Annotated in this window: 24 protein-coding genes and 1 pseudogene; 9 read left to right on the top strand and 16 right to left on the bottom strand. The window is 64.0% G+C overall.

What is annotated here, in order from left to right:
- Positions 1-67 precede the first annotated feature (67 nt).
- The 3 genes from HNQ95_RS22205 to HNQ95_RS22195 all read right to left on the bottom strand — a co-directional run bounded on the left by HNQ95_RS22205 (position 68) and on the right by HNQ95_RS22195 (position 4,873).
- Entirely contained in the window at positions 68-3,544 is a 3,477-nt protein-coding gene (locus HNQ95_RS22205) for an indolepyruvate ferredoxin oxidoreductase family protein (RefSeq protein WP_182575204.1), read from the bottom strand.
- 206 nt (positions 3,545-3,750) lie between these two features.
- Positions 3,751-4,284: a hypothetical protein gene (locus HNQ95_RS22200; RefSeq protein ID WP_182575205.1), complete on the bottom strand. Its 534-nt coding sequence runs from the start codon at positions 4,282-4,284 to the stop codon at positions 3,751-3,753.
- On the bottom strand, positions 4,277-4,873 hold the full coding sequence (locus HNQ95_RS22195) for a CGNR zinc finger domain-containing protein (RefSeq protein ID WP_067958120.1): 597 nt from the start codon (positions 4,871-4,873) through the stop codon (positions 4,277-4,279). The genes HNQ95_RS22200 and HNQ95_RS22195 overlap by 8 nt, the downstream gene beginning before the upstream one ends.
- Positions 4,874-4,966: 93 nt before the next feature.
- Here HNQ95_RS22195 and HNQ95_RS22190 point away from each other — a divergent pair, with 93 nt between their 5' ends.
- The 3 genes from HNQ95_RS22190 to HNQ95_RS22180 all read left to right on the top strand — a co-directional run bounded on the left by HNQ95_RS22190 (position 4,967) and on the right by HNQ95_RS22180 (position 8,423).
- Positions 4,967-5,875, top strand: coding sequence for a branched-chain amino acid ABC transporter permease (locus HNQ95_RS22190; protein ID WP_067958118.1), 909 nt, complete (start codon positions 4,967-4,969; stop codon positions 5,873-5,875).
- A gap of 200 nt (positions 5,876-6,075) precedes the next feature.
- A complete protein-coding gene (locus tag HNQ95_RS22185) occupies positions 6,076-6,660 on the top strand; it encodes a TRAP transporter small permease subunit (protein WP_067958116.1) in 585 nt (194 codons plus the stop codon).
- The gene (locus tag HNQ95_RS22180; RefSeq protein ID WP_182575206.1) at positions 6,657-8,423 is read left to right on the top strand and encodes a TRAP transporter large permease; all 1,767 of its coding nucleotides are present in this window, start codon (positions 6,657-6,659) and stop codon (positions 8,421-8,423) included. Before HNQ95_RS22185 ends, HNQ95_RS22180 begins: the two co-directional genes overlap by 4 nt.
- Positions 8,424-8,576: 153 nt before the next feature.
- Here HNQ95_RS22180 and HNQ95_RS22175 read toward each other — a convergent pair whose 3' ends face one another.
- The 4 genes from HNQ95_RS22175 to HNQ95_RS22160 all read right to left on the bottom strand — a co-directional run bounded on the left by HNQ95_RS22175 (position 8,577) and on the right by HNQ95_RS22160 (position 12,222).
- Positions 8,577-9,053: a hypothetical protein gene (locus HNQ95_RS22175; protein WP_157097018.1), complete on the bottom strand. Its 477-nt coding sequence runs from the start codon at positions 9,051-9,053 to the stop codon at positions 8,577-8,579.
- Between the two features lie 166 nt (positions 9,054-9,219).
- Positions 9,220-9,429: a hypothetical protein gene (locus HNQ95_RS22170; protein ID WP_067958110.1), complete on the bottom strand. Its 210-nt coding sequence runs from the start codon at positions 9,427-9,429 to the stop codon at positions 9,220-9,222.
- A gap of 389 nt (positions 9,430-9,818) precedes the next feature.
- Complete coding sequence (locus tag HNQ95_RS22165) at positions 9,819-10,928, bottom strand: TRAP transporter substrate-binding protein (protein ID WP_067958108.1); 1,110 nt, start codon at positions 10,926-10,928, stop codon at positions 9,819-9,821.
- Positions 10,929-11,112: 184 nt separating this feature from the next.
- Positions 11,113-12,222, bottom strand: coding sequence for a TRAP transporter substrate-binding protein (locus HNQ95_RS22160; RefSeq protein ID WP_067958106.1), 1,110 nt, complete (start codon positions 12,220-12,222; stop codon positions 11,113-11,115).
- Positions 12,223-12,520: 298 nt separating this feature from the next.
- On the opposite strand from HNQ95_RS22160, the gene HNQ95_RS22155 reads away from it, so the two are divergent.
- Complete coding sequence (locus HNQ95_RS22155; protein ID WP_067958105.1) at positions 12,521-13,294, top strand: gamma-glutamyl-gamma-aminobutyrate hydrolase family protein; 774 nt, start codon at positions 12,521-12,523, stop codon at positions 13,292-13,294.
- A 31-nt stretch (positions 13,295-13,325) separates the two neighbouring features.
- Here the strand turns inward: HNQ95_RS22155 and HNQ95_RS22150 are convergent, their stop codons facing one another.
- The 7 genes and pseudogenes from HNQ95_RS22150 to HNQ95_RS22120 all read right to left on the bottom strand — a co-directional run bounded on the left by HNQ95_RS22150 (position 13,326) and on the right by HNQ95_RS22120 (position 19,114).
- A complete protein-coding gene (locus tag HNQ95_RS22150) occupies positions 13,326-13,988 on the bottom strand; it encodes an outer membrane protein (RefSeq protein WP_067958103.1) in 663 nt (220 codons plus the stop codon).
- Between the two features lie 200 nt (positions 13,989-14,188).
- A pseudogene (locus tag HNQ95_RS22145) lies at positions 14,189-14,472 on the bottom strand (transcriptional regulator); the annotation flags it as partial.
- Between the two features lie 50 nt (positions 14,473-14,522).
- A complete protein-coding gene (locus HNQ95_RS22140; protein ID WP_067958101.1) occupies positions 14,523-15,506 on the bottom strand; it encodes a 2-hydroxyacid dehydrogenase in 984 nt (327 codons plus the stop codon).
- Complete coding sequence (locus tag HNQ95_RS22135; protein ID WP_067958100.1) at positions 15,503-16,537, bottom strand: LacI family DNA-binding transcriptional regulator; 1,035 nt, start codon at positions 16,535-16,537, stop codon at positions 15,503-15,505. The genes HNQ95_RS22140 and HNQ95_RS22135 overlap by 4 nt, the downstream gene beginning before the upstream one ends.
- Before the next feature lie 64 nt (positions 16,538-16,601).
- Positions 16,602-17,540, bottom strand: a complete 939-nt coding sequence (locus tag HNQ95_RS22130) for a DMT family transporter (RefSeq protein WP_157097017.1) — start codon at positions 17,538-17,540, stop codon at positions 16,602-16,604.
- A 131-nt stretch (positions 17,541-17,671) separates the two neighbouring features.
- Complete coding sequence (locus HNQ95_RS22125) at positions 17,672-18,184, bottom strand: MarR family winged helix-turn-helix transcriptional regulator (RefSeq protein ID WP_067966171.1); 513 nt, start codon at positions 18,182-18,184, stop codon at positions 17,672-17,674.
- 198 nt (positions 18,185-18,382) lie between these two features.
- The gene (locus tag HNQ95_RS22120; RefSeq protein ID WP_067958097.1) at positions 18,383-19,114 is read right to left on the bottom strand and encodes an intradiol ring-cleavage dioxygenase; all 732 of its coding nucleotides are present in this window, start codon (positions 19,112-19,114) and stop codon (positions 18,383-18,385) included.
- Positions 19,115-19,298: 184 nt separating this feature from the next.
- Between HNQ95_RS22120 and HNQ95_RS22115 the strand changes: the two genes are divergently transcribed.
- Positions 19,299-20,381 carry a CobW family GTP-binding protein gene (locus HNQ95_RS22115; RefSeq protein ID WP_067958095.1) on the top strand — a complete coding sequence of 361 codons (1,083 nt, stop codon included), beginning with the start codon at positions 19,299-19,301 and terminating at the stop codon, positions 20,379-20,381.
- 158 nt (positions 20,382-20,539) lie between these two features.
- A complete protein-coding gene (locus HNQ95_RS22110) occupies positions 20,540-21,514 on the top strand; it encodes a WD40 repeat domain-containing protein (protein WP_154386419.1) in 975 nt (324 codons plus the stop codon).
- Between the two features lie 62 nt (positions 21,515-21,576).
- Here HNQ95_RS22110 and HNQ95_RS22105 read toward each other — a convergent pair whose 3' ends face one another.
- Entirely contained in the window at positions 21,577-22,029 is a 453-nt protein-coding gene (locus tag HNQ95_RS22105) for a hypothetical protein (protein WP_067958087.1), read from the bottom strand.
- A gap of 74 nt (positions 22,030-22,103) precedes the next feature.
- On the opposite strand from HNQ95_RS22105, the gene HNQ95_RS22100 reads away from it, so the two are divergent.
- Positions 22,104-22,535: a MarR family winged helix-turn-helix transcriptional regulator gene (locus tag HNQ95_RS22100; protein WP_067958085.1), complete on the top strand. Its 432-nt coding sequence runs from the start codon at positions 22,104-22,106 to the stop codon at positions 22,533-22,535.
- A 42-nt stretch (positions 22,536-22,577) separates the two neighbouring features.
- On the opposite strand, the gene HNQ95_RS22095 is transcribed toward HNQ95_RS22100, so the two are convergent.
- Positions 22,578-23,030 carry a hypothetical protein gene (locus HNQ95_RS22095; protein ID WP_157097016.1) on the bottom strand — a complete coding sequence of 151 codons (453 nt, stop codon included), beginning with the start codon at positions 23,028-23,030 and terminating at the stop codon, positions 22,578-22,580.
- Positions 23,031-23,181: 151 nt separating this feature from the next.
- On the opposite strand from HNQ95_RS22095, the gene HNQ95_RS22090 reads away from it, so the two are divergent.
- Positions 23,182-24,567, top strand: coding sequence for an aspartate aminotransferase family protein (locus tag HNQ95_RS22090; protein WP_371818624.1), 1,386 nt, complete (start codon positions 23,182-23,184; stop codon positions 24,565-24,567).
- A 30-nt stretch (positions 24,568-24,597) separates the two neighbouring features.
- The gene (locus tag HNQ95_RS22085; RefSeq protein WP_182575207.1) at positions 24,598-25,986 is read left to right on the top strand and encodes a glutamine synthetase family protein; all 1,389 of its coding nucleotides are present in this window, start codon (positions 24,598-24,600) and stop codon (positions 25,984-25,986) included.
- Positions 25,987-25,995 lie beyond the last annotated feature (9 nt).

The following is a 25,995-nucleotide window of genomic DNA, read 5'->3' as shown; positions in this document are numbered from 1 at the left end:
GCCAGTAACGCCACTCAATCGCGTGCCACAACTTCTAATTTAGGTTCAGGTAAACAAGTCGTATCACCTATTCGGCAGCCTGGAGCGTGGGGCTTACCGGCGCGGCAGCCAACCTCTTGACCAACCGTTCCCGTTCCCCCGATGCCTTGTCGACGCTGGCATGCTTTACGTGACCATAGCCGCGGATCAGCTGCGGCACCGATGCCAATGCGGCCGCAGCGTCAAGATTGTCGCTCGTAAGTGCGCCCCGGATCAGCTCGAGATCGGCCTCGTAGCGGTCGAGCAATGCACGCTCCATACGTCGCTCGGCGGTGTAGCCGAAGATGTCGAGGGCACCACCCCGCAGGCCCTTCATCGCCGAAAGCAGCCTGAAGCCCTTCATCATCCACTGACCGAAGCTCGATTTGCGCGGCACCCCGTCCGCACCCTTGCGGCCGAGGATCGGCGGCGCAAGATGGAACTCAAGCCGGTCGTAGCCTTGGAATTGCTTGGCCAGCTCGCGTTGGAACGAGCCGTCGGAATAGAGCCGCGCAACCTCGTATTCGTCCTTGATCGCCATCAGCTTGAACAGCGAGCGCGCCGCCGCATCGGTGACGATTGTCGAGCCCGGCTTAGCCTTCTGCTCGGCGGCGCGGAGCGCGGCGATGCGGCCGGTGTAGCGCTCGGCATAGGCAGCGTTCTGATAGGCTTTCAGGAACGCGGCGCGGCGCGCGATCATCTCATCGAGTGTCTGGGCGACGACAGGCTCATCGCCGCGGGTGGTCCGGCCGATCATGGCGCGGACGAACTCCGGATCATGGGCGGCGCGGCGGCCCCAGCGGAACGCCGCGACATTCATCGCCACCGCTTCGCCATTGAGAGCGATCGCCTTTTCGACCGCTTCAGTCGACAGTGGCAGGCCGCCATGCTGGAAAGCAAAGCCGAGCATGAACATGTTGGCACCGAGCGAATTGCCGAACAGCGCAGATGCGGTGCGGGTGGCGTCGAAGAAATGCGCGTTCGCCTCGCCCGCCGCATCGCGGATCGTCTTCTTCAGCCGCTCCGTCGGCAGCGAAAAGTCGGCCGAGCGCGTGAACTCGCCGGGCATGATCTCTGCGGTGTTGGCGACGAAGATGGTGTGGTTTTCGCGAACCGCCGCCAGCACCTTCTTGGCGCCCGACACGACGAGGTCGCAGCCGAGGATCAGGTCGGCCTTGCCGGCCGAGACGCGGATGGCGTTGATGTCGTCCGGCGAACGGGCGATGCGGACATGGGTGAACACCGAACCGCCCTTCTGGGCGAGGCCGGCCATGTCGATCATGCCGCAGCCTTTGCCTTCGAGGTGGGCGGCCATGCCGAGGATCGCGCCGACGGTGACGACACCAGTGCCACCGACGCCGTCGATGATCGCTGCCCAGCCGTCGCGGTCGAGCGCAAAAGGCTTCGGCTCCGGCACACCCTGCAACGCGTCACTGGTTCCGGCGATGCCTTCGGCCTTGCGGATCTTGGCACCATGCACCGTCACGAAGGACGGGCAGAAGCCGTTGACGCAGGAAAAGTCCTTGTTGCAGCTCGATTGGTCGATCTTGCGCTTGCGACCGAACTCGGTTTCGACAGGCTGGATCGAGACGCAGTTGGACTTGACGCCGCAGTCGCCGCAGCCCTCGCAGACGAGCTCGTTGATGAAGACACGCTTGTCCGGATCGGGAAAGGTGCCGCGCTTGCGGCGACGGCGCTTCTCGGCAGCGCAGGTCTGGTCATAGAGCAGGACGGTGACGCCCTTGATGTCGCGCAGCTCGCGCTGAACGAGGTCGAGATCGTCGCGGTGATGGAAGGTTGTACCGGCAGGAAACTGAGAACGGCCGCCATATTTGTCCGGCTCGTCAGTGACCACGGCGATGCGCTCGACGCCCTCGGCACGGACCTGGCGGGCAATCATGTCCACGGTCAGGCTGCCTTCATGCGGCTGGCCGCCGGTCATCGCAACCGCGTCATTGTAGAGGATCTTGTAGGTGATGTTGGCATCCGAGGCGAGCGCGAAGCGGAGCGCCAGCGTGCCGGAGTGGTTGTAGGTACCGTCGCCGAGATTCTGGAAGATGTGCTCGCGCTTGGTGAACGGCGCCTGGCCGACCCATTGCGCGCCCTCGCCGCCCATGGCGGTGAAGCCGACGGTGCTGCGGTCCATCCACAACGACATGAAGTGGCAGCCGATACCGGCGCCGGCGATCGAGCCCTCAGGCACCTTGGTCGAGGAATTGTGCGGGCAGCCGGAACAGAAGAACGGCGTGCGCGACGCCACGTCCTTGGTGTCGGCCAGCATCGCCTGGTACTGGCGCAAGCGGCTGACGCGGGCGGCGATCTCTTCCGACGGGCCGATGACCTTGAGCACGCGCTCGCCGATGGCAATGGCGATGTCATTGGGGTCGAGCGCGCCCTTGGCCGGAAACAGCCAGTCGCCGCGCTCGTCCCGCTTGCCGACGACCTTGGGCTGCATCGAGGTGCCGTAGAGCTCCTCGCGCACCTGAACCTCTAGCAACGAACGCTTTTCCTCGACGACGACGATCATCTCGAGGTCACGGGCAAACTCCCTGATGTGCTCGATGTCGAGCGGCCACGGGCAACCGACCTTGAACAGGCGGATGCCGAGCTGGTTGGCGCGACTCTCGTCGATGCCGAGATCGTCGAGCGCCTGGCGCACGTCGAGAAAGCTCTTGCCGACGGTGATGATGCCGATCTTGGGTTTGCGGCCGCCGGAATAGACGATGCGGTTGATGTTGTTGGCGCGGATGAACGCGGACGCAGCCGCCCGCTTGTATTCGTGCAGCCGCGCTTCCTGACCGAGCTGGTCGAGCTCGTGGCGGATGTTGAGCCCGCCTGAGGGCATGTCGAATTCGGGGATGACGATGTTGAGCCGACCGAGCGAGGCATCAACGGAGGCCGTCGATTCGATGTTGTCCTTCACGCATTTGATTGCCGCCCAGGTGCCGGCGAAGCGCGACAGGGCAAAGCCGTAGAGTCCGTAGTCGATCAGCTCCTGCACCCCGCCCGGATTGAGGATCGGGATCATCGTGTCGACGAACAGGAACTCGGTGGCGTGTGCGTTGGTCGAGGATTCGGCGGTATGGTCGTCGCCCATCAGCGCCAGAACGCCGCCCTTCTTCGAAGAGCCGGCGAGATTGGCATGACGGAAGACATCGCCCGAGCGATCGACGCCGGGACCCTTGCCGTACCAGACGGAAAAGACGCCGTCGTGCTTGCCTTCGCCCATAAGCTCAGCCTGCTGCGAGCCCCAACAGGCCGTGGCGGCGAGTTCTTCGTTGAGACCGGGCTGGAAGACGATGTTGGACTGCGCCAGGTGCGTCTTGGCTTTCCACAGCTGCAGGTCGAGGCCGCCAAGCGGCGAGCCGCGATAGCCCGAGACGAAGCCCGCCGTATCGAGGCCCGCGAGCCTGTCGCGCTCGCGCTGCATCAGCAGCATGCGGATGACGGCTTGCGCGCCGGATAGAAAAATCCGCTCCTTGCCCAGATCGAACTTGTCGTCGAGAGCGACGTCGTGAAGCGTCATCAGCATTTCCTGTGCCCCAACCACCCTCGATTCGGGCGGCTGACCTTGGGTAGCTTAGCGATAGCTTTTCCGGGCGCGGCTGTCGCGTCAAACGAAATTCTTTGCCTGGGAAAAAGAACAATCGAAGGTGCCGATCGGCGTCGACCGCGCACGAATACGCAAGCGGAAGCCGTCCAGGCGAATGAAAATTTCCGTCGGAGCGAAGCTCAGGCCGCGGGAGGACAGGTCACGCCGCGGCCTCCGGGCAGGTGACCGTCGGGATGCCCCTCAAGTTCCGGATTGGGATCGTAGAACGGGCCGACGACCAGCGGCTTGTCGGGCAGCACCGACTGGTCCTGCGACGAGGCCATGGTCGTCTCCAGCGCCTGCATCAGTTCGCCCTTGGCATTCTCGATGCGGATCGACACCTTGTAGGGCCTGTCCTTGACCACGCATTCGAGGGGCGGGCTGTTGATCGTGACCTTGTCGTTGAGCGGCCATATCTTCTGGCGCACGACGATGGCCGCGCCGCCCGCGGGGTTTTCGAATGTCGTGATTGCGACCTCGCCCTCGCCGACCGGCTTGAGCGGCTTAAGCGTCACCAGATATTGCACTGTCGCGACCCGGTAGTTGAATACGAACAGCCGGCCGGACAGCTCGAAATGTTCCCCCTCGCCGCCGCTTTCGCGGCAGCCAGCCAATGCCAGCGACACAAGCGCCGAAAGGGCAAAGGTAGCACGCAAGAATCCACCTTCAGGCATTCTGCACCTCCTTGCGCCTGCTGTAATGGCGCCGCGCCTTCTGGCGGTTGCCGCAGACGGCCATGTCGCACCAGAGCCGGCTGCCGTTGCGGCTGCGGTCGACGAACAGCCAGTTGCAGTTGGGGCAGATCCGGAGCCGGGACATGGTGCCGGCAGACAACAGCGACAACGCCGATACGGCGAGTGCTGCCTCGAAGGCCAGCGGTTCCGGCGCAGCACCGAAGGGCGCATCGGCGCTCAGGCTTTCGCGCGCCCCAGTGAGTCCGTTGGCGCAGGCGTTGAGGAAACCGGGCATGTCTGCCGTGGCCAGAGCGCCATCGACAACACTGCGGCGCATCAGGCGGTCGGTTGTTTCACGAATGGAAATCACCTTGCCGGCAATCGCCTGTGGGTCGGGGGCGGCAAGCACCCTGCCCTTGAGCTCGTCGGCGCGCAAGACACTGGCGGCCGCGGCGAAGCGGGCGATCTCCGAGGGGTCGTCGAAACGGTCGAAGCTGCGCTCCGCGTCGCCGCGCAGCACCACCGTGTTGGCGGTGTCGAGCGCAAGCACGCCGCCGGAGAAACGATGCCGGGTCCAGGAAACTGCCATGCCCAAATCTAACTGGTAAACGCAATTTGACAAGTTAGAATCACGAGCGCAATCTTGCGCCACGGGACAGCTCCCTGCGCCGCCGGACAACGCATGCTCTATTTCCTGCAACAGCTTCTCAACGGCGTGCATTCGGCCGCGATCTACGGCCTGCTGGCCTTCGGTTATGCGCTGGGCAACGGCCTGCTCCAGCGTACCAATCTCGCTTATGGCGGCATCTTCGCCTTCTCGGGCCAGACGATGATCCTGGCCGCCGTCTACGGCTACCAGGCGTTGTGGCTGACGCTGCCTTCGACAATCGCCTTCGGCATTGTCGTGGCGCTCGCCTACGCCACGCTGGTGAGCCGTGTGCTGTCGCACTCGGTCTTCGCCCCGCTCGCCGGCCGTTCGCCCAACGCGATCGTCGCCGCCACGCTCGGCGTGATGATCGCCTTGATGGAACTCAGCCGCATTGCCGCCGACACACACGACTACTGGCTGCCGCCGATGCTGGCGACGCCGGTGGTCTTTGCCTCTGGCGGCAATTTCGTCGCGACGATGACAGTGATCCAGCTGATCAATACGGCGACGGCAGCAACCGTCATCATCGGGGGCGCCGCCAAGCTGTCGCACTCAAGTTTCGGCCGGAACTGGCGGGCCGTCGCCGACGATCCTTTCGCCGCAAAACTCTGCGGCATCGACACTACAAGGGTGTTTCACCGCGCCTTGCTGTTCGGCGGCATATGCGCCGGCCTGGCAGGTGTGCTGGCAGCACTTTACTACGGCAATCTCGGCTTCGGCGCCGGCCTGGTCTACGGCCTGAAGATCCTGTTCATCACCGCGGTCGGCGGCTACTACGCACCGGGAAAGGCAGCACTCGGTGCTGCCGCCTTCGGCATCGCCGAGTCGCTATGGGCCGGCTATTTCCCGATCGAATGGCGCGACGCCTGGATGTATGGCCTGCTCGCGGCGATGCTGGTGTTGACCGGCGACCGCAAGGACGCGCCAAGCCCGGCTGCCTGACCGCGAAAATCGTCTTCGACTTTGGTCGCATGCCGCGCGGCCTGTGGGCCTTTTCCTCGTTTTGCCACCTTCGCAGCAATTGACGAGTACCGCTCGTTATGTTGACGCCGGCCCCATGACCGGCATACCCATGGCATCGGGAGTGCCGAAAAAAGAACGTCGGGGAACAACGGCTGCCCCACACAACCTGGGAGGAATGCATGGCAGGGCTTCTCGCTCTATCCAGAGCCATTGACCGTATCAACGAAGCGATCGGCAAGACGGTGGCGTGGGCGATCCTGCTCGCCATCCTCGTCAGCGCAGGCAATGCGGTGATCCGCAAGGCATTCAACATGTCGTCCAACGCCTGGCTAGAACTGCAGTGGTACCTGTTCGGTGCCGCCTTCATGCTGGCAGCCGCCTACACGCTGAAGCAGAACGAGCACATCCGCATCGACATCGTCTACGGCATGTTCTCGCGCCGGGTGCAGCATTGGATCGACCTGCTTGGCCATATGCTGTTCCTGATGCCCTTCGTCATCCTGATGATCTTCTACTTCATCCCCTATGTCAGCCTGTCGTTCCGTTCCGGCGAGATGTCGTCGAGCGCCGGCGGCCTGATCCTGTGGCCGGCAAAGGCGCTGCTGCTGATGGGCTTCATCCAGCTCGGCCTCCAGGGCATTTCCGAGATCATCAAGAAGATCGCCATCATGCGCGGCGACATGGAGGATCCGACGCCGTTCATCTCCGCGCACGAGCAGGCTGAACTCGAAGGCAAGGCGCTGGCCGACGAGGTACGCTCATGATCGAGTTCATCGCCCAGAACATGGCGCCGATCATGTTCTTCTCGTTGATCGTGTTCATGCTGCTTGGCTACCCGGTCGCATTTTCGCTCGCCGCCAACGGCTTGCTGTTCTTCTTCATCGGCGTCGAACTCGCGCCCTACTCGAATGGCTCGATCAACTTGTCCTGGCCATTGCTCTACGCCCTGCCCGAACGCTTCTGGGGGGTCATGTCGAACGAGACGCTCCTGGCGATCCCCTTCTTCACCTTCATGGGCATCGTGCTTGAGCGATCAGGCATGGCCGAAGACCTGCTCGACACCATTGGTCAGTTGTTCGGACCGATCCGCGGCGGCCTGGCCTATGCCGTCATCTTCGTCGGCGCGCTTCTGGCAGCGACCACCGGCGTGGTGGCCGCCTCGGTCATCGCCATGGGCCTGATATCTCTGCCGATCATGCTGCGCTACGGCTATGACCGGCGTGTTGCCTCCGGCGTCATCGCCGCGTCAGGCACGTTGGCGCAGATCATCCCGCCCTCGCTCGTGCTCATCGTGCTCGCCGACCAGCTCGGTCGCTCGGTGGGCGACATGTACAAGGGCGCGCTCATCCCCGGCCTGGTGCTGACCAGCATGTACATGGGCTACATCCTCTTGATGTCGATCATCCGGCCGAAGTCGATGCCGGCGCTGCCGCTCGATGCCCGTACGCTTGGCCACGGCGTGACCTCGCTGTTTGCGGCATTGGTGCTGGCAGTGGCGATCGCCTATGCAGCACATGTCTATCTGTCGCCAACACATGGCGCCAACGCCGACATCCTCGGCGCCTGCGTCGGTGTCGTCGTCATCTACATCGCGGCCATCCTCGACCGCGGCCTCAAGTTCAACCTGATGTCGCGGCTGGCGCAGCAGGTGATCATCGTGCTGATCCCGCCTCTGGCGCTGATATTCCTCGTGCTCGGCACCATCTTCCTCGGCATTGCGACGCCAACCGAAGGCGGTGCGATGGGTGCGGTCGGCGCGCTGATCATGGCCGCGGCAAAGGGTCGGCTGTCGTTCGACGTCGTCCGCCAAGCGCTGGCATCGACGACCCGGCTATCGTCCTTCGTGCTGTTCATCCTGATCGGCGCCCGCGTCTTCTCGCTGACCTTCTATGGCGTCAACGGCCATCTCTGGGTCGAACACCTCTTGGTGTCGCTGCCCGGCGGCGAAGTCGGCTTCCTGATCGCCGTCAACGTACTGGTATTCCTGCTGGCCTTCTTCCTCGACTTCTTCGAGCTGGCCTTCATCATCGTGCCGTTGCTGGCGCCCGCCGCCGACAAGCTCGGCATCGACCTGATCTGGTTCGGTGTGCTGCTCGGCGTCAACATGCAGACCAGCTTCATGCATCCGCCGTTTGGCTTCGCGCTGTTTTACCTGCGTTCGGTGGCGGCGCGCGTGCCTTATCTCGACCGTATCACCGGAAAGAACATCCAACCGGTGACGACGGGCCAGATCTACTGGGGCGCCGTCCCCTTCGTCTGCATCCAGATCATCATGATCGGACTGACCATCGCCTTCCCGCAGATGGTCATGCATTACAAGGGCAAGCAGGTCGATCCGTCGACGATTGAGATCAAGATGCCCGAAATGCCGGGGCTCGGCGGTGGATTGGGCGGCGGCCTCGGCCTGCCTCCGCTCGGCGCGCCTGCCCCCGCCCAGCCAGGGACAGCGCCGGCGCAACCGGGCACCGCCCCGGTTCAACCGGCGGCTCCGGCAAACGATCTGACGAAGCCACCGAGCTTCAACTGATCCTCAAGCAGCAAAAAGGTGCCGAAAGGCGCCTTTTTCTTGCCCCTCCGGCAGGCTAGGCCGACCCGGCTTGCGTAACCAGAAGCCCGCCCCGTCGCCGCAGGAAGGCGGCGTCGGCTTCTGAACCGGCAAGGTCGATGCCGACCGCATAGGCTACCGCGGCTTCGCTGAGATGCCCCGTCCGCGACAGAAGCTCGGCGCGCGCCGCATGATAGGACTGGTAGTCCTTGAGTTCGGCCGCGAGCGTATCGAGCGAGCGCGATGTGGCCTCCGGCCATCCCGCTTCCGACAGCGCGACCGCCGCCTGAGGCGCGCGACAGCGGTCGGCTCGAGCCGCAGCAGGCTGTCATAGAGCAGCACGATCTGCGGCCAGTGGGAGACCTCTCCCTGCACGTGGCAGGCGGCAATCGCCGCCTTGATCTGGTACGGGCCGAGTGCGCGGCGCTGCATCGCCATCTCGATCAACCCGAGACCTTCGTCGATCTGTGACCGGTTGCATTTGGTCCGGTCCTGGTCGGCCAGCGCGACCGTCACCCCGTTGGCATCGACACGGGCATGGCCTCCGTTGGCCGGGCCGACGGCATAGCCTGAAGTGTAGATGTGGTAGATGATGGCAAGCACTGACTGCAACCGTGTTGCCCATTCGTCAGGCCCCGGCCGCGCGACGGCCTTTGTCCCTGCTCGTCTCGGCGTCGAGAATGACGCGCGATCTCCGTCGTCGAAAGGCCGCCGCTGGTCCGCGGCGTGGGTGCGACCTGCGATTTGGTTTCCGACGCAGGATGGCAGCAGGTGAAGATCAGACGCAGGCGTTCGTCGAGGTTACGTCGGGATCCTCGGCGGCCTCGCCGCGGACCAGCGGCTTGACGTCATCGACCTGGCGCGCTTCCGACCTGTTCTGCCTGATGCGGTCGACCACCTTGCGATAGGCGGCCTGGAGCCGCCAGCCTTGCGGCGAATGCGGGCACGCCGTTGCGGCTCCAGTGCGAAACCGCCGACACCAACGCATCCTGAAAGGCTTCCTCGGCGAGCGGGAAGCTGCCCAGACGGGCGATCAGGGCGGACATCGGCCGCCTCCGGTTTGAGTTGCCTATGAACCAAGAACGGAAGCCATGAGGTCGCCGAAAAATGGCCGGTTCGGTACGTTCGGTCACTTCCCTCTCTGTGGAAGCCTGCCCACCGCATCGCGAGAGGACACACGGCCGGACCGCGATGGCACTAGCCGCGCGACCGACGGGTCTAAGACAACCCTTCAAGGGGCGCACGATCTCCGGTCGTCACCGGCGTCCTGAACGCAACGGAAAAGCCCCGGGGCGTGCAAGGTCCCGGGTTTCGGACGGCTGCTGGCGGCAAACTCTCATTTGCCGTCAGCTCGGCGCAACGGACGCGTTTCTCGGCTCAGAGCGCCTCGGTGCGCTGCTGGACCATCATGAAGGTGTCAAAGGTGTATTCCGACAGTTGCGCCCAGAGATAGGCGTCCTTGCGGAAGGCGACCTGGCTGTCGAATATCTTCTTGAAGTCGGCATTGCTGGCCGAGATCTCGCCATAGGTCTGGTTCGAGGCCTCGAAGCAGGCCTTCATGACCTCCTGGCTGAACGGCCGCAACTGGGCGCCATTGGCCACCAGCCGGCGAAGTGCCGCCGGGTTCTTGTAGTCATAGGTCGCCATCATGTCGCAATTGGCGGCCTGGCATGCCGAGGTGAGCGCCACCTGGTACGGCTTGGGCAGTTCCTGCCACTTGGCAAGGTTGACCAGGGCATGCAGCGTCGGCCCGCCCTCCCACCAGCCGGGGTAATAGTAGTAGGGCGCAACCTTGTGGAAGCCGAGCTTCTCGTCATCATAGGGACCGACCCACTCGGCGGCGTCGATGGTGCCTTTCTCCAGCGCCGGATAGATGTCGCCGCCGGCAATCTGCTGCGGCACCAGTCCAAGCGTTTCCAGCACCTTGCCGGCGAAGCCGCCGACACGCATCTTGAGGCCCTTGAGATCGGCGACGGTGTTGATCTCCTTACGGTACCAGCCGCCCATCTGGGCCCCGGTGTTACCACAGGCGAGCCCGTACAGGCCTTGCTTGGCGTAGAACTCGTTGAGCAGGTCGTGGCCGCCGCCGTGGTAGATCCATGCGTTCATCTGACGGGCGTTGAACATGAAGGGCACCGCCGTCGCAAGCGCAAATGTCGGGTTCTTGCCCCAGTAATAGTAGGACGCGGTGTGGCAGCATTCGACGGTGCCCGCCGCCGCGGCATCGGCCGCCTGCAGTCCGGGAACGATCTCGCCGGCGGCAAACACCTGGATGTTGAAGTTTCCGTCGGTCGCCTCGCGCACGTATCTGGCCATCGTCTCGCCGGCGCCATAGATGGTGTCGAGCGCCTTGGGGAACGACGAGGTGCATCGCCAGCTAACCTTGGGCAGTGATTGCGCGATTGCCGGTGCTGCAAGCAGCGCGGCGGAAGCGGCTGCGCCCGCGCCGGTAACGCCGGCCTTGCGAATAAAGGATCTGCGGTCCATTCCTGAACTCCCATTGTTGTTGACAGTGAGTGCGTGGAACGGCGCCGGGCCCCTGATTGTTATGATCGGCGCCACCGCACACGTTACACGCGGCAGTAGAAAACGCCACTGGCAGAGCAGGTGTCCGGAAACAAAAAAAGACCCCGGAGCAATGCCCCGGGGCCCTTTCTAAACAGGCGGAAGCTTAGAGCTTGCCGTTGCGCTGCTGGATCATCATGAAGGTGTCGTAGTTGTATTCGGCGATCTGGGCCCACAGATAGTGGTCCTTGCGGAAGCCCTTGATCGAGTCCCAGATCTTCTTGAAAGCCGGATTGCTGGCTTCCATCTCCGCATAGACCTCGTTGGCCTTGTCGAAGCAGGCCGAGAGGATTTCCGGACTGAACGGACGCAGTTGCGCGCCGTTGGCAACCAGGCTCTTCACCGCCGTCGGGTTGAGGAAGTCGTACTTCTGCAGCATGTTCGCGTCCGCAGCCTGGGCAGCCGTGCGCAGCAGTGCCTTGTAGGCTGCCGGCAGTTCGTCGACCTTGGCCTTGTTGAACATGAAATGGACCGTCGGGCCACCTTCCCACCAGCCGGGATAGTAGTAGTAGGGCGCGACCTTCTGGAAGCCGAGCTTCTCGTCGTCATACGGGCCAACCCATTCGGCAGCATCGATGGTGCCCTTTTCGAGCGCCGGATAGATGTCACCGCCGGCGATCTGCTGCGGCACCACGCCGAGCCGCTCCACGACCTTGCCGGCGAAGCCGCCGATGCGCATCTTCAGGCCCTGCAGGTCGGCGACCGTGTTGATCTCCTTGCGGAACCAGCCGCCCATCTGCACGCCGGTGTTGCCGCCGGGCAGACCATAGAGACCCTGGGTCGCCAGGAATTCGTTGAACAGGTCGATGCCGCCGCCATGATAGTGCCAGGCGTTCATGCCGCGTGCGTTGAGCGCAAACGGCACGGCCGCACCCAGCGCCCACGTGGGGTCCTTGCCCCAGTAATAATATGCCACCGTGTGGCAGGCTTCGACCGTACCGGCGGTCGTGGCGTCGGCCGCCTGCAGGCCGGGCACGATTTCGCCGGCAGCGAAAGGCTGGATGGTGAAGTTGCCGTCGGTGGCTTCCGACAGGTGCTTCGACAGGACTTCAGCACCGCCATAGATGGTGTCGAGCGACTTGGGGAAAGACGACGCGAGCCGCCATGTAATCTTGGGATTGGACTGGGCAATCGCCGGTGCCGCGAGCGTCGCAGCGGCCGCGGCCGCTCCCACGCCGGTGGTACCGGCCTTCCTGATAAATGAACGGCGATCCATCAAAATCCTCCCATAGTGGACCGAAAGACATGCGACGCTGGGGAAATATTTGGCCTCCCACCACTCACGCCGACCGCGACAATACACGGCGAAGGGGATGAGTAAAGCACGCCCGAGAGGGCGGAGAAGCTTTGGCCGCGCAAAACGCTGCGGCAGCGCAAGCATCTAAAACTATAGTCTAAGCCCGCCCGGCCTGGCACATACGAGATGTGCAAACTTGTGTTGGAAAAGCGCCTCGGGATCGCCTATTTTGTAGGCAAGGAAACAGCCTGCTTTCCACAAGGATTCGAACCCCATCATGCACCAGCCGCTCGTCGCCGTTTCGTCAGACGTCAAGCAGTTCGAGAACTACACCTGGCATGCGGCGCCTCAGCAATATCTCGAGGCGGCGATCTCGGGCGCCGGGGTGCTGCCCGTGCTGGTGCCCAATTTCGGCGACCGCCTCGACCTCGATGAGCTGCTCTCGTCGGTCGACGGCGTCATGCTGACGGGTTCCAAGTCAAACGTCGATCCTCGCCTCTATGGCGAGGAAGCGACCGAAGCGAATGGCCCCTACGACTTCGCCCGTGACTCGACCACCATGCCGCTGATCCGCAAGGCGATCGAACGCGGCGTGCCGCTGCTCGCCATCTGCCGCGGCATTCAGGAGCTCAACGTGGCGCTCGGCGGTTCGCTCGCCACCGAGATCCAGGAGCGCGAAGGCATTGCCGATCACCGGGCTCCGGTCAGCGACAACCAGGACGAACGCTTCGCCATCCACCAGGTGGCGACCATCAAGCCGGGCAGCTGCCTTGCCGGCGTGTTCGGCCCAGGCGACATCCTGGTCAACTCGGTCCACCGCCAGGCGGTCGAGCGCCTGGGATCGAAGCTTCAGGTCGAGGCCGTAGCGCCTGACGGCACAGTGGAAGCCGTGTCGGTTCGAGACTCGCGTGCCTTCGCGGTCGGCGTGCAATGGCACCCCGAATACTGGGTCAAGTCCGACGACGTCTCGCAACGCATCTTCAAGGCATTTGGCGATGCGGTTCGCGCGCATGCGATCGCCCGGACTGCGGCACGGGCCGCGGCGGAGTAGTCGACTACGTTCCGCCGACGACCGGGTTCGATCAGAACTTGTAGCTGACGCCGAACCGCACGGCCTGGGTCTTGAGCTCGGTGACGTGGTTAAAGCCGCTGTCGGTGGCAGGGTTTTCTGTGAAGCTGCCGAAATCCGTGTAGCGATAGTCGATCCGGGTCGTCCAGTTGCGCGACAGCGCGTACTCCACGCCGCCGCCGACGGTCCAGCCACTCTTGGTGTGCGTCCAGCGGTCGGCGTCGCCATCGTAGGTGGTTTCGATGCGGGCGACGGCGAGTCCGCCTGTTGCGTAAAACAGCGCCGGACCGACCGAATAGCCGAGGCGCGCCCGCAGCGAGCCCTGAACCTCGATCTGGTTCTCCACCAGCCCGGCGTAATCGGATTCGACCGCCCCCTTCGCCCCGGACACCTCGAGATCGGCCTCTGCGCCAACGACCAGCTGGTTGAACGCATGATTGTAGCCGACATGGATGCCGCCCAGGCCGCCATTGGCGTTCCACGAATCCCGCCAGTCTGTAACCCCGGTTTCACGGCCGACATTGTGGCTGTCGACATCGCCCCAACCGTAGCCGGCCTGGGCTCCGACATAGAAGCCCGACCAGTCGAACCCGGGCTCGACGCTCGCGGCATCCGCCGCCATCGCGTTGCCCGCAGCGGCAAGCAGGATTGAAGAAACGAGAAGAATCGATCTCAAGATACACCCCCAAGTAGATATCATGCGGGCGATACATCCTTTTTGATGCAGAGGGAAGACACCCTACGGGGGAAGCTGCACACGTACACAACCTTATGGTGCGCAAGCGCAACATGTAACGATGGTCTAATATGACAGCTTGGAGACGCTTCGGCTGTCCTCACCCACGGGATCGAGGCGCCAGTGTTCCCGATGGGTCGTCAGCAGCCTTGTCCGGACTTTGGCGCGATTGCGTGTTCCTTCGGCTTTCCTGTGGACTGCCTGACATGCAGCTCGGACTTGATCAGTTCCTGCGACGGGCGGCGCGACGGCCGACTTAGCGCACGCCGTTCCAGCGCCGGCGTCACGATCTGCGCTTCCGCAAGGTCATAGCCGATGGCCGAGACGTCGATGCTCGGCACGAGGCCGGCGCGCGCAAGGCCGTCGGGTCGATGGCGACGAGGTCGTGCCAGCAGCAGACGGCAGCCGGCCTGTCCTTCAGCGCCCGGCGCGTCCTGATCGGGGGACAGGTCGATCCCAGACAGGTTGGCTCAGCTAGATTCTTGCCGTCACATGCCCGGTCTCGGGTACCGGCGTCAGCGCCCGGCGCGCATGTGAAAACCACGAAAAGATGTTGTCGGCCGCAAGGTCGGCCATCGCTTTCCGGGTATGAACTGTGGCGGAGGCCACGTGGGGCAGCAACGTAGCGTTCGGCAAGTCGATGAGGGCCTGCGGCACGTTGGGCTCGTCAGCGAAGACGTCGAGGCCGGCGGCAAGGATCGTGCCTTTCGACAGGGCATCGACAAGCGCTGCCTCATCGACGGTGGCGCCACGGCCGACATTGACGAAAACCCCGTTGGCGCCGAGCGCCTCGAAAATGCCGGCATCGACAATCTTTGCGGTCTGCGGCGTGGCAGGCGCAACCGACACAAGCGTGTCGACAGACAAAGCCAGTTCCTTCAGCGTCGGATGGTAGGCGTACGCCAGGCCCTCGACCGGGCGGCGGTTGTGGTAGGCGATCGGCAGTCCGAAAGCTTCGAGCCGGCGGGCGATGGCACGACCGATGCGGCCCATGCCGAAGATGCCGATGCGGCGGCCGCGCAGCGTGCCCGGCGTCAGCCGATAGCCGCCCTCGCTGACCCAGCGCCCGTCGCGCAGCCATGCCTCGGCCCGCGGCAGTTCGCGCACCGTGTTGATGAGCAGGCCGACCGCAGCGTCGGCAACTTCTTCGGTAAGGACATCGGGCGTGTTGGTGACCATGATGCCGCGCAAGCCGGCATGGCGCGCGTCGACACCATCGTAGCCGACGCCGAAATTGGCGATGATCTCGAGATTGGGCAAAGCGTCGATGAACGCCGCATCGACCTGTCCCGCCGAGGCTATGCCACGCACCCTTGCCTTCATCTCCTCTGTCAGCAGCGCGGGATCGCTGGATGCCAGATGGACAAGAGAAAATGCCGACCTGAGTCGCTCGGTGACGCGGGGGTGCAGCAGTCCGGGAATCAGGACTGACGGCGCCTCGATGGCTGGCACAGTCATGTGCGCTCTTTGGGCTTTCCCGTCGACTGCCTGACATGCAGCTCGGGCTTGATCAGTTCCTGCGACGGGCGCACCGACTGGCCGTTGAGCTTGTCGAGAAGCGCGCTTGCCGCTCGACGGCCGACCTCGCGCTGGCCGTTCCACACAGTGGTCAGCGCCGGCGTCGCGATCTGCGCTTCCTCGAGATCGTCGTAGCCGGTGACGGAAACGTCGATGCCCGGCACGAGGCCGGCACGCGCGATGCCGTTCATCAGGCCGATGGCGACGAGGTCGTTCCAGCAGCAAGCTGCGGTCGGCTTGTCCTTCAGCGCCAAGAACTGTCCGGCCGCCTCGAAGCCGCCCTGCTTGGTGCGCGGTCCGGCGATGCGCCAGGTCGGCAACACTTCCAGGCCCGCCGCTTCCATGGCGTTGAGATAACCCTGATAGCGGTGGCGGCCGGTCGAGGTCTGGTCGGTGCCGCCGATCATGGCGATGCGCTTGTGGCCGAGCGAGATCAGGTGGTTGGTGGCAAGCGCCGTGCCATAGGCGTCGTCGCCGCGAAAAACGGGCACCTCTGCACCTTCGACAGAGCGCGCGATCAACACCGCCGGCAGGCCGTTCTCCTCGGCCATGATGATATCCTCGGGCGGCGTGCCGATGGCCGGCGACATGATCACGCCATCGGCGCCGAGCTGCAAAAGCGTGTCGACGAAGGTGCGCTGCTTCTCCAGATCGTCATAGTGGTTGGAGAGAATGAAGGTCTGGCGGCTGCGGTCGAGCTCGCTCTCGATGGAGCGCAGGATCTCAGCATAGAACGGATTCATGATGTCGTGGACGACGACGCCCACGATGCCCGAGCGCGAGGTGCGCAAGCTGGCGGCGCGGCGGTTGTAGATGTAGCCGATCTCGCGGGCATGCTGCTTGATGCGATCACGGGTGACGTCGGCGACAAGAGGGCTGTCGCGCAGCGCAAGCGACACGGTCGCGGTCGAAACGCCGAGCGCGTCGGCTATCGTCGAAAGCTTGATCTTCTGAGCCAGCGGGCCCTCCATCCGCAAGCGTGGCCGGACGGTCTTTTAAACCGTTTAAAGCCGTATGCCATTGTTCAACGGCAAATCAAAGCTTTTTTGCCAGCTCTTCGGTTTCGGCACTCGGCGCGGCGCGGTTCCGGACCCTCAGCGTGTGCTCGCGGTGGATGATGTAGAGGCCGCTGGCAACGATGATCGCGGCACCGGCAAGCGTCCAGCGGTCGGGCAACTGGTCGAACACCAGCCAGCCCAGGATGATCATCCAGACCATCTGCAGATAGGGGTAAGGCGCAAGTGCCGTGGCAGAGGCGCGCTGGTAGGCCTTGATCAGCAGCCAGTGGCCGAAGCCGCCGAAGACGCCGAGCCCGAACAACACCAGCCAGTCATAAAGATGTGCCGGCAGCGAACCGGCGAGCGGCACGGCCGGCAGCATGAAGAGCGCAGGAACCACTGCCGAATAGAGGATCAGGCTCTCGGCCGTCTCGCGCCTGCCCATCAGGCGCGTCATGATGGTGTAGAGCGACGAGCTCAGCATGGCGCAGAGCGAAAAGATGTGCCCCATGTCGAAGCCGCCGAAGCCCGGCCGGGTGATGACGAGCACGCCGATGAAGCCGACGAAGACCGCGAGCCATCGCCGCCAGCCGGCCCATTCGCCAAGCAGCGGCCCGGCAAGGGCGGTGATGACCATCGGGCTGGCGAAGTTGATCGACACGGTTTCGGCCAGTTGCAGGGTCTGCAGCGCGAGGAAATTGAAGATCGTCGAGCCGAACATGAAGACGGCGCGCAGGATCTGCAGCCACAGGCTCTGCGGCACCAGCCGCTCCGGCCGCTCCCAGGCCTTGAACAGCACGAGCACGATCAGCGCATGCACGGCAAAGCGCACCCAGGTGACGAAGGGTGCCGCCATGCCTGATGTGACGAGATGCTTGGCGCTGGTGTCGAGGAAGGAAAACACCAGGCCCGAGGCAAATATCAGCAGGATCGCCGATGATGGCGTTGCGGTTTCTGCTGGTTTTTGAGGAGACACGCTGGCAGGCCGGGCAAATGACTAGGGATGCTTGGCTATTGCGCCGATCGCGGTTGCCCGGCAAGGCAAAAGACGTGGACCAGGCTATTTTCCATCCCGGATACCGGGATGGAATGTCTCTGCCGTGACGGTTACTCCGCCGCTTCGGCTTCCACTTCGGGCTCGACCTCGGTCGTGCCCTCGACGTCGGCGGCAGCCTCGTCGTCGATCAGGGTCAGGTCGGACAGGTTGGCCTCGATGCGCAGAAGGAGCTTGGAAAGCTGCTTGACGTCCTTCTTGTCAAAACCTTTGAGCGCTTGCTTTTCGGTCTTCTTGACCGACTTTTCGACGGCGCGGATGGCGTCACGGCCGGTCTCGGTGAGGAAGATGTGGGCCTGGCGGGCGTCGGTGTCCGATGCGCGCTTTTCCAGGAATCCCTGGGCCTGCAGCCGGTTGATGGTCTTGGTGATGGTCGGCGGCCGCACGCCGAGGCGCGAAGCGAGCTGGCCGGGGGTCTGGCCGTCATCATCGTGCAGCGACAGCATGATCTGGTCCTGGCCGGCATAAAAGCCATGCGCCAGAAGCCGTGCGGCCAGCGAGGTGCGCGCCAGTCGGGCGACCTGGTGAAGCCGGCTCATCGCCGCGCCTTTGTTGGACTTGGACATCCGCATCTCCTGCGCCACGCCTCGTACCGTGATGGCCGAGAATAGTTGCTGCGTGGCCCTTTGCAATCGACCGCACGGGAGATTGTTGCCTGCTCGTTTTGCCGGCAACCGACCACCCGCACGAGCGCTCTGTGCCAGACGCATGTTACAGTTCGATGACAGATACGCTTCGCCGGCAAATCTTCCGGGCGATAGACGTCATCCTGCCCGTCTCACGGCAACGATCATCAGCGCCTCGTAGGCGGATGCGGCTTCGCGCACCGTGCTCTGCACGCCGGAACCGGCGCGGCGCAGGATGCCGTCGTCGGCGTTCATCGTGTCGCGTTGTCCGCCACGCTGATTGTAGGGCGCCCTGGTCGAGAAGATCTGCTCGCTGAGATCGTCGGGAAAGAACATCTGCCCGGTCATGGCCCTGCCCTCCTCCGGAAACGCCTTGAAGTGAATGTGGGTGGTGCGACCGCGGTACCAGCCGGGATAGATGGTCTGGAAAGTCGCGATGCCGGCCGTGTCGGCCCGCTGCCAGCCGCGCAGGAATTTTTCGCCTGACGTATCGACGTCGCGATTGTCGCCCTGGCCGGGATAGCCGGAATAGTGCCCCGTGGCATCGCAGTGCCAGAGGTCAACACGCGCGCCCTCGATCGGATTGCATGCTTCATCGACGATCTGCAGGCGTACGGTGAGGCCGACGCCTTCGCGGCCTTCGGTGATCTCGCTGCGCTCGAGCTCCGGGTCGAAATAATAGGGGCCTTCGGTGGTTTCGGGTGTAATCGAGCAGACGCCGGCTTCCGGCAAGAGCAGCGAGCTCGCTTGCGGCGAGGCTTGCTTCGCAAACAGCTGCACCGGCACGAGCGCGCTGCCGCCCGCCGTCACCGCAATCAGGCCAAGCGCCCGGCGGCGGTTGAGTGTGCTGGGGAAAGGTGCCTTGCGCATGGCTGGGTGTCTCCACGAATGGGTCGGCAAGCCCCTTGCCTGACCGTCAATCTAGGTGCGGTCGCACCTCGCTCCCAATGAAACTTCCGTAATGTTCATCAGGTGGCGCCACCGTGCCGTTTGAGACGTGCAAAAGCTTGGCCGGCATCCTATATGAGGCCTCTATTCGATCCCGAGGACGACCATGACCGAAACCCAGACCCAAATCCCCGTCACCGTGCTGACCGGCTATCTCGGTTCCGGCAAGACGACGCTACTCAACCGCATCCTTTCCGAGAACCATGGCAAGCGATATGCGGTCATCGTCAACGAATTCGGCGAGATCGGCATCGACAACGACCTGATCGTGGAATCCGACGAGGAAATCTACGAGATGAACAATGGCTGCGTCTGTTGCACCGTCCGCGGCGACCTGATCCGCGTCGTCGAAGGCCTGATGCGCCGCCCGGGCCGTTTCGACGCCATCGTCGTCGAGACCACCGGCCTCGCCGACCCGGTGCCGGTCGCCCAGACCTTTTTCATGGACGACGACGTCCGCTCCAAGACCAAGCTCGACGCGGTGGTGGCGCTCGTAGATGCCAAGCACCTGCCGCTGCGCCTCAAGGACAGCCGCGAGGCAGAAGACCAGATCGCCTTCGCCGACGTCGTCGTGCTGAACAAGACTGACCTGGTTACATCAGACGAGCTGCGCGACGTCGAGGCTGCCGTGCGCGCCATCAACCCGTCCGCCAGGATTCATCGCACCACCCGCGCCGGCGTGGCGCTCGACCAGGTGCTCGACCGCGGCGCTTTCGACCTGAAGCGCGTGCTGGCCGACGACCCGCATTTCCTCGACGCCCATGATCATGACCACCACCACGATCATGAATGCGGCCCGAACTGCGACCACGACCACCATCATCACCACCACGATCATGACCATCATGATCACGACCACCACGAGCATGGCGCGGTGTCGCCGATCCACGACGTGACGGTGCAGTCGGTGTCGCTGCGCGGCGGCGAGATGGATTCCAAGAAGTTCTTCCCCTGGATCGAGAAGATCACCCAGATGGAAGGCCCCAACATCCTACGCCTCAAGGGCATCATCGCCATCAAGGACGATCCGGACCGCTACGTCATCCAGGGTGTGCACATGATCATCGAAGGCGACCACCAGCGTGCCTGGAAGGACGACGAAAAGCACGAGAGCCGGCTGGTGTTCATCGGCCGCGAACTCGACGCCGAGCGCCTGAAGCGCAGCTTCGAGGCTTGCCAGGCAGCCTAGCCATCGGAAAACCCACGGCCCTCGATGTATCGGGAGCCGGTCGCTTGCCTCGCCTCAGATGCGAGCTGAGCGCCAGCGTCGACCCAGTGTCGAAGTTGACGCTTGCTCACCCTGTGCTTAGGGGTGAGGACAAATCAGCACCGGAAGTTTTACAGCCCATGCCGACAGTCGCCCCGCTTGATCTCGACGGACATTGCGTCACTGCAAGCTTCCTCGACGACATTCCCTTCTTTGCGCTTGCCGACGGCATGGTGCACTGGCTCGACCATGGCCAGAGGTCGGTCAGGCTGCATGACGGGCTGCTGTCGGCGACGACGACGGCCAAAAACGACCTGATGATCTCGGGCGGCGAAGACGGCAAGGTGATGACGCTGACCTCGGCCGGCGTTACCGCTGAACTGGCGAGCGTCGGCAAGAAGTGGGTGACGTCGGTCGCTTCAGGCCCGCAGGGAGCCGTGGCTTACGCCAGCGGCCGCAATGCCTGGGTGCGCTTCGCCGACGGCAAGACCAAGGAGTTCGCCCACCCGCGCTCGGTCGAGGGCGTGGCCTTTTCGCCGAAGGGCATGCGCATCGGCGTTGCCCGCTACAATGGCGCGACGCTGCATTTCCCCGCCGCCGACGGCACGCCGACCGAACTGCAATGGGACGGTGCGCATACCGGCATCACGTTTTCGCCCGACGGCGCATTCCTGGTGACCACCATGCAGGAAAACGCCCTGCACGGCTGGAAACTCGTCGATGCCAAGCACATGCGCATGACCGGCTATCCCGCCAAGGTGAAGAGCCTGTCGTGGAGCGCCAAGGGCAAATGGCTGGCCAGCTCCGGCGCGCCGGCGGCGATCGTCTGGCCCTTCACAGGCAAGGACGGCCCGATGGGCAAGGCGCCGCTGGAACTCGGCACGCGCGGCAACACCATGGTGACCTCGGTTGCCTGCCATCCGAGCGAAGACATCGTCGCCATCGGCTATGAAGACGGCATGGTGCTGGCGGTCCGTTTTGCCGACGCCAAGGAAGTGCTGCTGCGCCGCCCCGGCAAGGGCGCCATCACCTCGATGGCCTGGGACAAGGAAGAACGCCGTCTCGCCTTTGGCAGCGCCGCCGGCGATTGCGGCGTCATCGACATCACCGGCTAGCACAATTCCAGGGAGAGACGTGAAGCGGCTTTTCCTGGAATGATGCGGATTCCGCGCGAAACTCAGCCGGCGCGTACAGCCCCCGCCGGCTTGCGCCGCAGTGCCAAGCCGTCGCGCATATTGAGCGACAGAAGCGCAATGTTGAGGGCTCCGGCCGCCAGCTCCAGTGTCTGCACGATGATGAAGGCCGTATCGAAACGGCCTTCCGCCGCCCAGCCGGCAAGTACATAGGCCGACGGCAGCAGCACCAGCAGGCCATTGGCGGCGATGATGCGCATGCGCCGCTTCTTGTGCTGGACGCCAGGGCGCCTCCAGCCCTTGCCGAGCGAGAATCCCGTGCCACCGGCAATGATCATCGCCGGGATGAGCACCACCATGCCGGCGAGAATTACGGCCTTTGCCGTGGCGATGATCTCGGCGTTGGCGGTCAGTTCAGCGGCAATTGTGGCAATCCAGAAACAGCTGACAGTGAGCAAGGCAACCCCGCCGGCCGCGGCATGAAGTTTCGCTTTCATCGTCGAATCTCCAGTTTACATAGCAAGCTATATATCGTTGCATAGCATGCTATTCAACAGCTATTCCTCGCGGCATGGCTTTTCAGAAAGAACGCTCCGCCGGATATCTCGCCAACCAGATGGCACGCCTGTTCGCCAAGGGCCTGCACGAGCGCATCCGCCCCCTCGACCTGGCGCCGGCGCAGTTCATGACGCTGCTGGCATTGTGGGACGAAGATGGGCTGACGCAGATCGAACTGGTGCGGCGCCTCGACGTCGAACAAGCGACGATGGCCAATACCCTGACCAGGATGGAGCGTGATGGGCTGATCGAACGGCGCGCCAACCCGGAGGACGGGCGCTCGCAGGCAATCCACCTGACGCCAAGGGCAAAGGCGCTTCGCGACCCGGCCACGGCTGCCGCCCGCGCCCAGAACGCAGCTGCCCTGGCGGACTTTTCCGAGGAGGAACGGGAAACCTTCCTGGCACTGATGCGGCGCGCCATCGCCGCCATGCACAAGGACTAAACGCGCGCCTGCGGGACAAGCGCGTCGGCCTATCCGGCCGGACTATTCGACCAGGCAGGTGGCCCGGCCGGTGAAATTGTAGGTCTTGCCGTCGCCGCCGGTGGCGTCCGTCATGTCGAACACCGTGACCGAATACTGACCGATATAGTCGCCCTCGTCGCCTGACTTGGTCCGGACCGTGATCTCGACATAACCATGCGGTTTGTCGGATCCGCGCTCGCGGTAGACCACCATGCGCAATTCCTCGCCGTCGAGCCAGTATTGCGCGAGATGGTCGCGCTCGAAGCTCATCTTGCGCAGGTCCTGCGAAATCGCCTTGTGGGAAATCTCGATTTCGCCGCGGAAGTTGAACACCGGGCTGCCCATGCCGCGAGTGACGCCACTCTCGATGGTCAGCTTCACTGCCTCATCCTTGGCACCGCAAGAGAGCCCGCCAGAGGCACCGGCCGGGCCCGCCGCAAGCAGGATCGACATGGCAGTCATCATAGCACGCATCGCTCATCACCCCCAAAGCACAGTGTCATGATCGCCATTGCGATCGATGGGTCAAGATGGCCGCGCTGAGCCAACAGAGACCCTTGCAACGGCCAGTTGCCGTTTGTGGGAACGGCTGGCTAGAGTGGCGCCCGTCTGTCCAATGGGAGCCATGATGAACCGTATCGAACGACCTGAAGCCACCGAAGGCGGCGTGCCTTTGTCGCGCATCGCCGAACTTGCAGCGACGGAGGCGGACATCTTCCGCCGCGCCCGCCCAAAATCGGAGGCCGCGGTGGGCAACGGCATGGCCGGGTTCTTCAACGGCGTCCCGATGCACTGGATGAAAGACTGGCCGACGCCCTTCCCCATCCTGGTCGACAAGGCGAGCGGCGCCACGATCACCGACATCGACGGCATCAGGCTGGCCGACTTCTGCCTTGGCGATACCGGCTCGATGTTCGGTCATTCACCGGCACCCGTCGCCCGTGCGATTCGCCGGCAGGCGGCCCGCGGCCTGACCTACATGCTGCCGTCGGAGGATTCGCTCACGCTCGGCCTGCTGCTGGCAAGGCGCTTCGGCCTGCCGCATTGGCAGATCGCGACGACAGCCACCGACGCCAACCGCTTCGCCCTGCGGGTCGCCCGCGCCATCACCGGCCGCGACAAGATCCTCGTCTTCAACGGCTGCTACCACGGCTCGGTCGACGAGACGATGGTGCGGCTCGACGGCGGCAAGCCGATCAACCGCCCGGGACTATCAGGCGAGTTCCGCGATCTCACCCAGCGCACCCGCATCGTAGAGTTCAACGATCTTGCGGCGCTGGAGAAGGCGCTGAGCCATGGCGACGTCGCCTGCGTCATATCAGAGCCGGTGCTGACCAATTCCTGCATGGTGCTGCCCGAGCCGGGCTTCCTCGAAGGCGTGCGCACGCTGACGCGGCAAGCCGGCACGCTGCTCCTGATCGACGAGACCCACACCATCTCGACCGGCCCCGGCGGCTATACAAGCAAGCACAATCTCGACCCCGACCTGTTCGTGCTCGGCAAGCCCGTCGCTGGCGGCGTGCCGGCCAGTGTCTGGGGCATGAGCGAGGAGGTCGCCGCCCGCTACGCCGCCTACAATGCCACCAAGGAGCCGGGCTATTCCGGCATGGGCACGACGCTGTCGGCCAATCCTCTGCAGTTCGCGGCGATGCGCGCCACGCTCGAAGAGGTGATGACGGAGGCGGCCTACGCCCACATGGAAAAGCTGGCCGAACGGCTGGCCACGGGGCTCGACAAGGCGATCCGAAAACGGAAACTGCCTTGGCACGTGATGCGCGTCGGCGCCCGCGTCGAATTCATCTTCGCCCCCGGTCCGCTGCGCAATGGTGGCGAGGCCGAGCATGCCCACGCCTCCCGGCTGGAGGCTGCCATGCATGTGGCGCTGGTCAATCGCGGTGTCCTGATCGCGCCGTTCCACAACATGATGCTGGTCTCGCCGGTGACGACAGCGCGGCAGGTCGACAAGCTGATCGCAGCTTTCGACGACATTGCCGCCCGTCTTGCGGTATGAGACAAGGCAGAAGGACAATCGAGTGACATCATGACATCACCTTCCGGCTCGACCGTCGACGAAGCGAGAGCCTTCCTCGACGCGAACCCCGACATCGAAGCCTTCGATATCGTGCTGACGGACGCCAATGGCGTCGGCCGCGGCAAGATCATCCGCCGCCACGAACTGATGGGACTTTACGAAGGCGGGCGCCACCTGCCCATCTCCATCCTCGGCCTCGACATCACTGGCGAGGACGTCCACGAGACCGGGCTGATCTGGGATTCCGGCGATGGCGACCTCCGCGCCTGGCCGATACCTGGCACGCTGAAGCCTTTGCATGGCACCAGCCCCGCCCGCGGCCAGGTGCTGATGTCGATGTTCCATCTCGACGGCGCGCCAATGACTTCGGACCCTCGGCTTGCGCTGAAGCGACAGGTCGACAGGCTGGCTGAAAAGGGCCTCTATCCTGCCGGCGCCTTCGAGCTCGAGTTCTTCCTGCTCGCCAACGAGCGCGACAGCGACGGCAAGGTCCAGCCGGCCCGCGCCGTGCTCGATGGCCGCGCCTCCGGCAAGACCGAGGTCTATTCGGTCGATCACCTGCATGGCATGGAGCCGCTGTTCTCCGACATCTATGCCGCCGCAAAAGTGCAAGGCATCCCGGCCGAGACCGTGATCTCGGAATATGCGCCGGGTCAGTACGAACTCACCTTGCGCTACCGCAAGGACGTGATGCAGGCCGCCGACGACCTGTTGATGCTGAAGCGCCTGGTGCGTGCCCAGGCCCGCCGCCATGGCGTCACTGCCTGCTTCATGGCTAAGCCGATCGAGAAATATGCCGGTTCGGGCATGCATTTTCACGTCTCTCTGCTCGACAGCGACGGCAACAACGTCTTCACCGAGGCCGCGGAAGGCACCTGGGAGCCGAAGCTGCTGCATGCGCTCGGCGGCCTCGCCGAGACGATGGCGGAATCGATGCTGGTGTTTGCGCCGCATGCCAACTCGTGGCGTCGCTTCGTCTCCCAGTCCTACGCACCGGTGGCCCCCACCTGGGGCGTCAACAACCGCTCGGTGGCGCTGCGCGTACCGGCGGGCGACGCCAGGAACCGCCGCATCGAGCACCGTCCCTCCGGCGTCGACGCCAACCCCTATCTCGTCGCCGCGACCATCCTCGCCGGCATCTCGAAGGGGCTGGAGGAGCAGCTCGATCCTGGCCCGGAAACGTCTGGCAACGGCTACGAACAGGCCGAAGGTACTGAAAGCGTGATGCCACCGGACTGGCGCTCGGCGATCGAGGCGGCGAAAGCGTCGGAGTTTCTCCGTGAGGCGCTGGGCCACGACCTGCACCGCACGTTTACGGCGATCAAGGAAAGCGAATATTTCCGCGTCGCCCGCACGGTGAGCGAGCTCGACTACCACCTTTATCTGCACGAGGTGTGATCCCCGGGA

The organism is Aminobacter ciceronei, assembly GCF_014138625.1.
Classification (GTDB): Bacteria; Pseudomonadota; Alphaproteobacteria; order Rhizobiales; family Rhizobiaceae; genus Aminobacter; species Aminobacter ciceronei.
This window is presented reverse-complemented; position numbering and strand designations above follow the sequence as displayed.

What these genes read in the sequence shown, in the direction of transcription:
- HNQ95_RS22120 (WP_067958097.1), bottom strand. Translation starts at nt 19,114, where the DNA reads ATGCGCAAGGCACCTTTCCCCAGCACACTCAACCGCCGCCGGGCGCTT.
- HNQ95_RS22165 (WP_067958108.1), bottom strand. Translation starts at nt 10,928, where the DNA reads ATGGACCGCAGATCCTTTATTCGCAAGGCCGGCGTTACCGGCGCGGGC.
- HNQ95_RS22125 (WP_067966171.1), bottom strand. Translation starts at nt 18,184, where the DNA reads ATGTCCAAGTCCAACAAAGGCGCGGCGATGAGCCGGCTTCACCAGGTC.
- HNQ95_RS22160 (WP_067958106.1), bottom strand. Translation starts at nt 12,222, where the DNA reads ATGGATCGCCGTTCATTTATCAGGAAGGCCGGTACCACCGGCGTGGGA.
- HNQ95_RS22105 (WP_067958087.1), bottom strand. Translation starts at nt 22,029, where the DNA reads ATGAAAGCGAAACTTCATGCCGCGGCCGGCGGGGTTGCCTTGCTCACT.
- HNQ95_RS22140 (WP_067958101.1), bottom strand. Translation starts at nt 15,506, where the DNA reads ATGACTGTGCCAGCCATCGAGGCGCCGTCAGTCCTGATTCCCGGACTG.
- HNQ95_RS22185 (WP_067958116.1), top strand. Translation starts at nt 6,076, where the DNA reads ATGGCAGGGCTTCTCGCTCTATCCAGAGCCATTGACCGTATCAACGAA.
- HNQ95_RS22180 (WP_182575206.1), top strand. Translation starts at nt 6,657, where the DNA reads ATGATCGAGTTCATCGCCCAGAACATGGCGCCGATCATGTTCTTCTCG.
- HNQ95_RS22135 (WP_067958100.1), bottom strand. Translation starts at nt 16,537, where the DNA reads ATGGAGGGCCCGCTGGCTCAGAAGATCAAGCTTTCGACGATAGCCGAC.
- HNQ95_RS22110 (WP_154386419.1), top strand. Translation starts at nt 20,540, where the DNA reads ATGCCGACAGTCGCCCCGCTTGATCTCGACGGACATTGCGTCACTGCA.
- HNQ95_RS22205 (WP_182575204.1), bottom strand. Translation starts at nt 3,544, where the DNA reads ATGACGCTTCACGACGTCGCTCTCGACGACAAGTTCGATCTGGGCAAG.
- HNQ95_RS22195 (WP_067958120.1), bottom strand. Translation starts at nt 4,873, where the DNA reads ATGGCAGTTTCCTGGACCCGGCATCGTTTCTCCGGCGGCGTGCTTGCG.
- HNQ95_RS22090 (WP_371818624.1), top strand. Translation starts at nt 23,182, where the DNA reads ATGATGAACCGTATCGAACGACCTGAAGCCACCGAAGGCGGCGTGCCT.
- HNQ95_RS22095 (WP_157097016.1), bottom strand. Translation starts at nt 23,030, where the DNA reads ATGCGTGCTATGATGACTGCCATGTCGATCCTGCTTGCGGCGGGCCCG.
- HNQ95_RS22170 (WP_067958110.1), bottom strand. Translation starts at nt 9,429, where the DNA reads ATGCGTTGGTGTCGGCGGTTTCGCACTGGAGCCGCAACGGCGTGCCCG.
- HNQ95_RS22085 (WP_182575207.1), top strand. Translation starts at nt 24,598, where the DNA reads ATGACATCACCTTCCGGCTCGACCGTCGACGAAGCGAGAGCCTTCCTC.
- HNQ95_RS22190 (WP_067958118.1), top strand. Translation starts at nt 4,967, where the DNA reads ATGCTCTATTTCCTGCAACAGCTTCTCAACGGCGTGCATTCGGCCGCG.
- HNQ95_RS22100 (WP_067958085.1), top strand. Translation starts at nt 22,104, where the DNA reads ATGGCTTTTCAGAAAGAACGCTCCGCCGGATATCTCGCCAACCAGATG.
- HNQ95_RS22155 (WP_067958105.1), top strand. Translation starts at nt 12,521, where the DNA reads ATGCACCAGCCGCTCGTCGCCGTTTCGTCAGACGTCAAGCAGTTCGAG.
- HNQ95_RS22200 (WP_182575205.1), bottom strand. Translation starts at nt 4,284, where the DNA reads ATGCCTGAAGGTGGATTCTTGCGTGCTACCTTTGCCCTTTCGGCGCTT.
- HNQ95_RS22115 (WP_067958095.1), top strand. Translation starts at nt 19,299, where the DNA reads ATGACCGAAACCCAGACCCAAATCCCCGTCACCGTGCTGACCGGCTAT.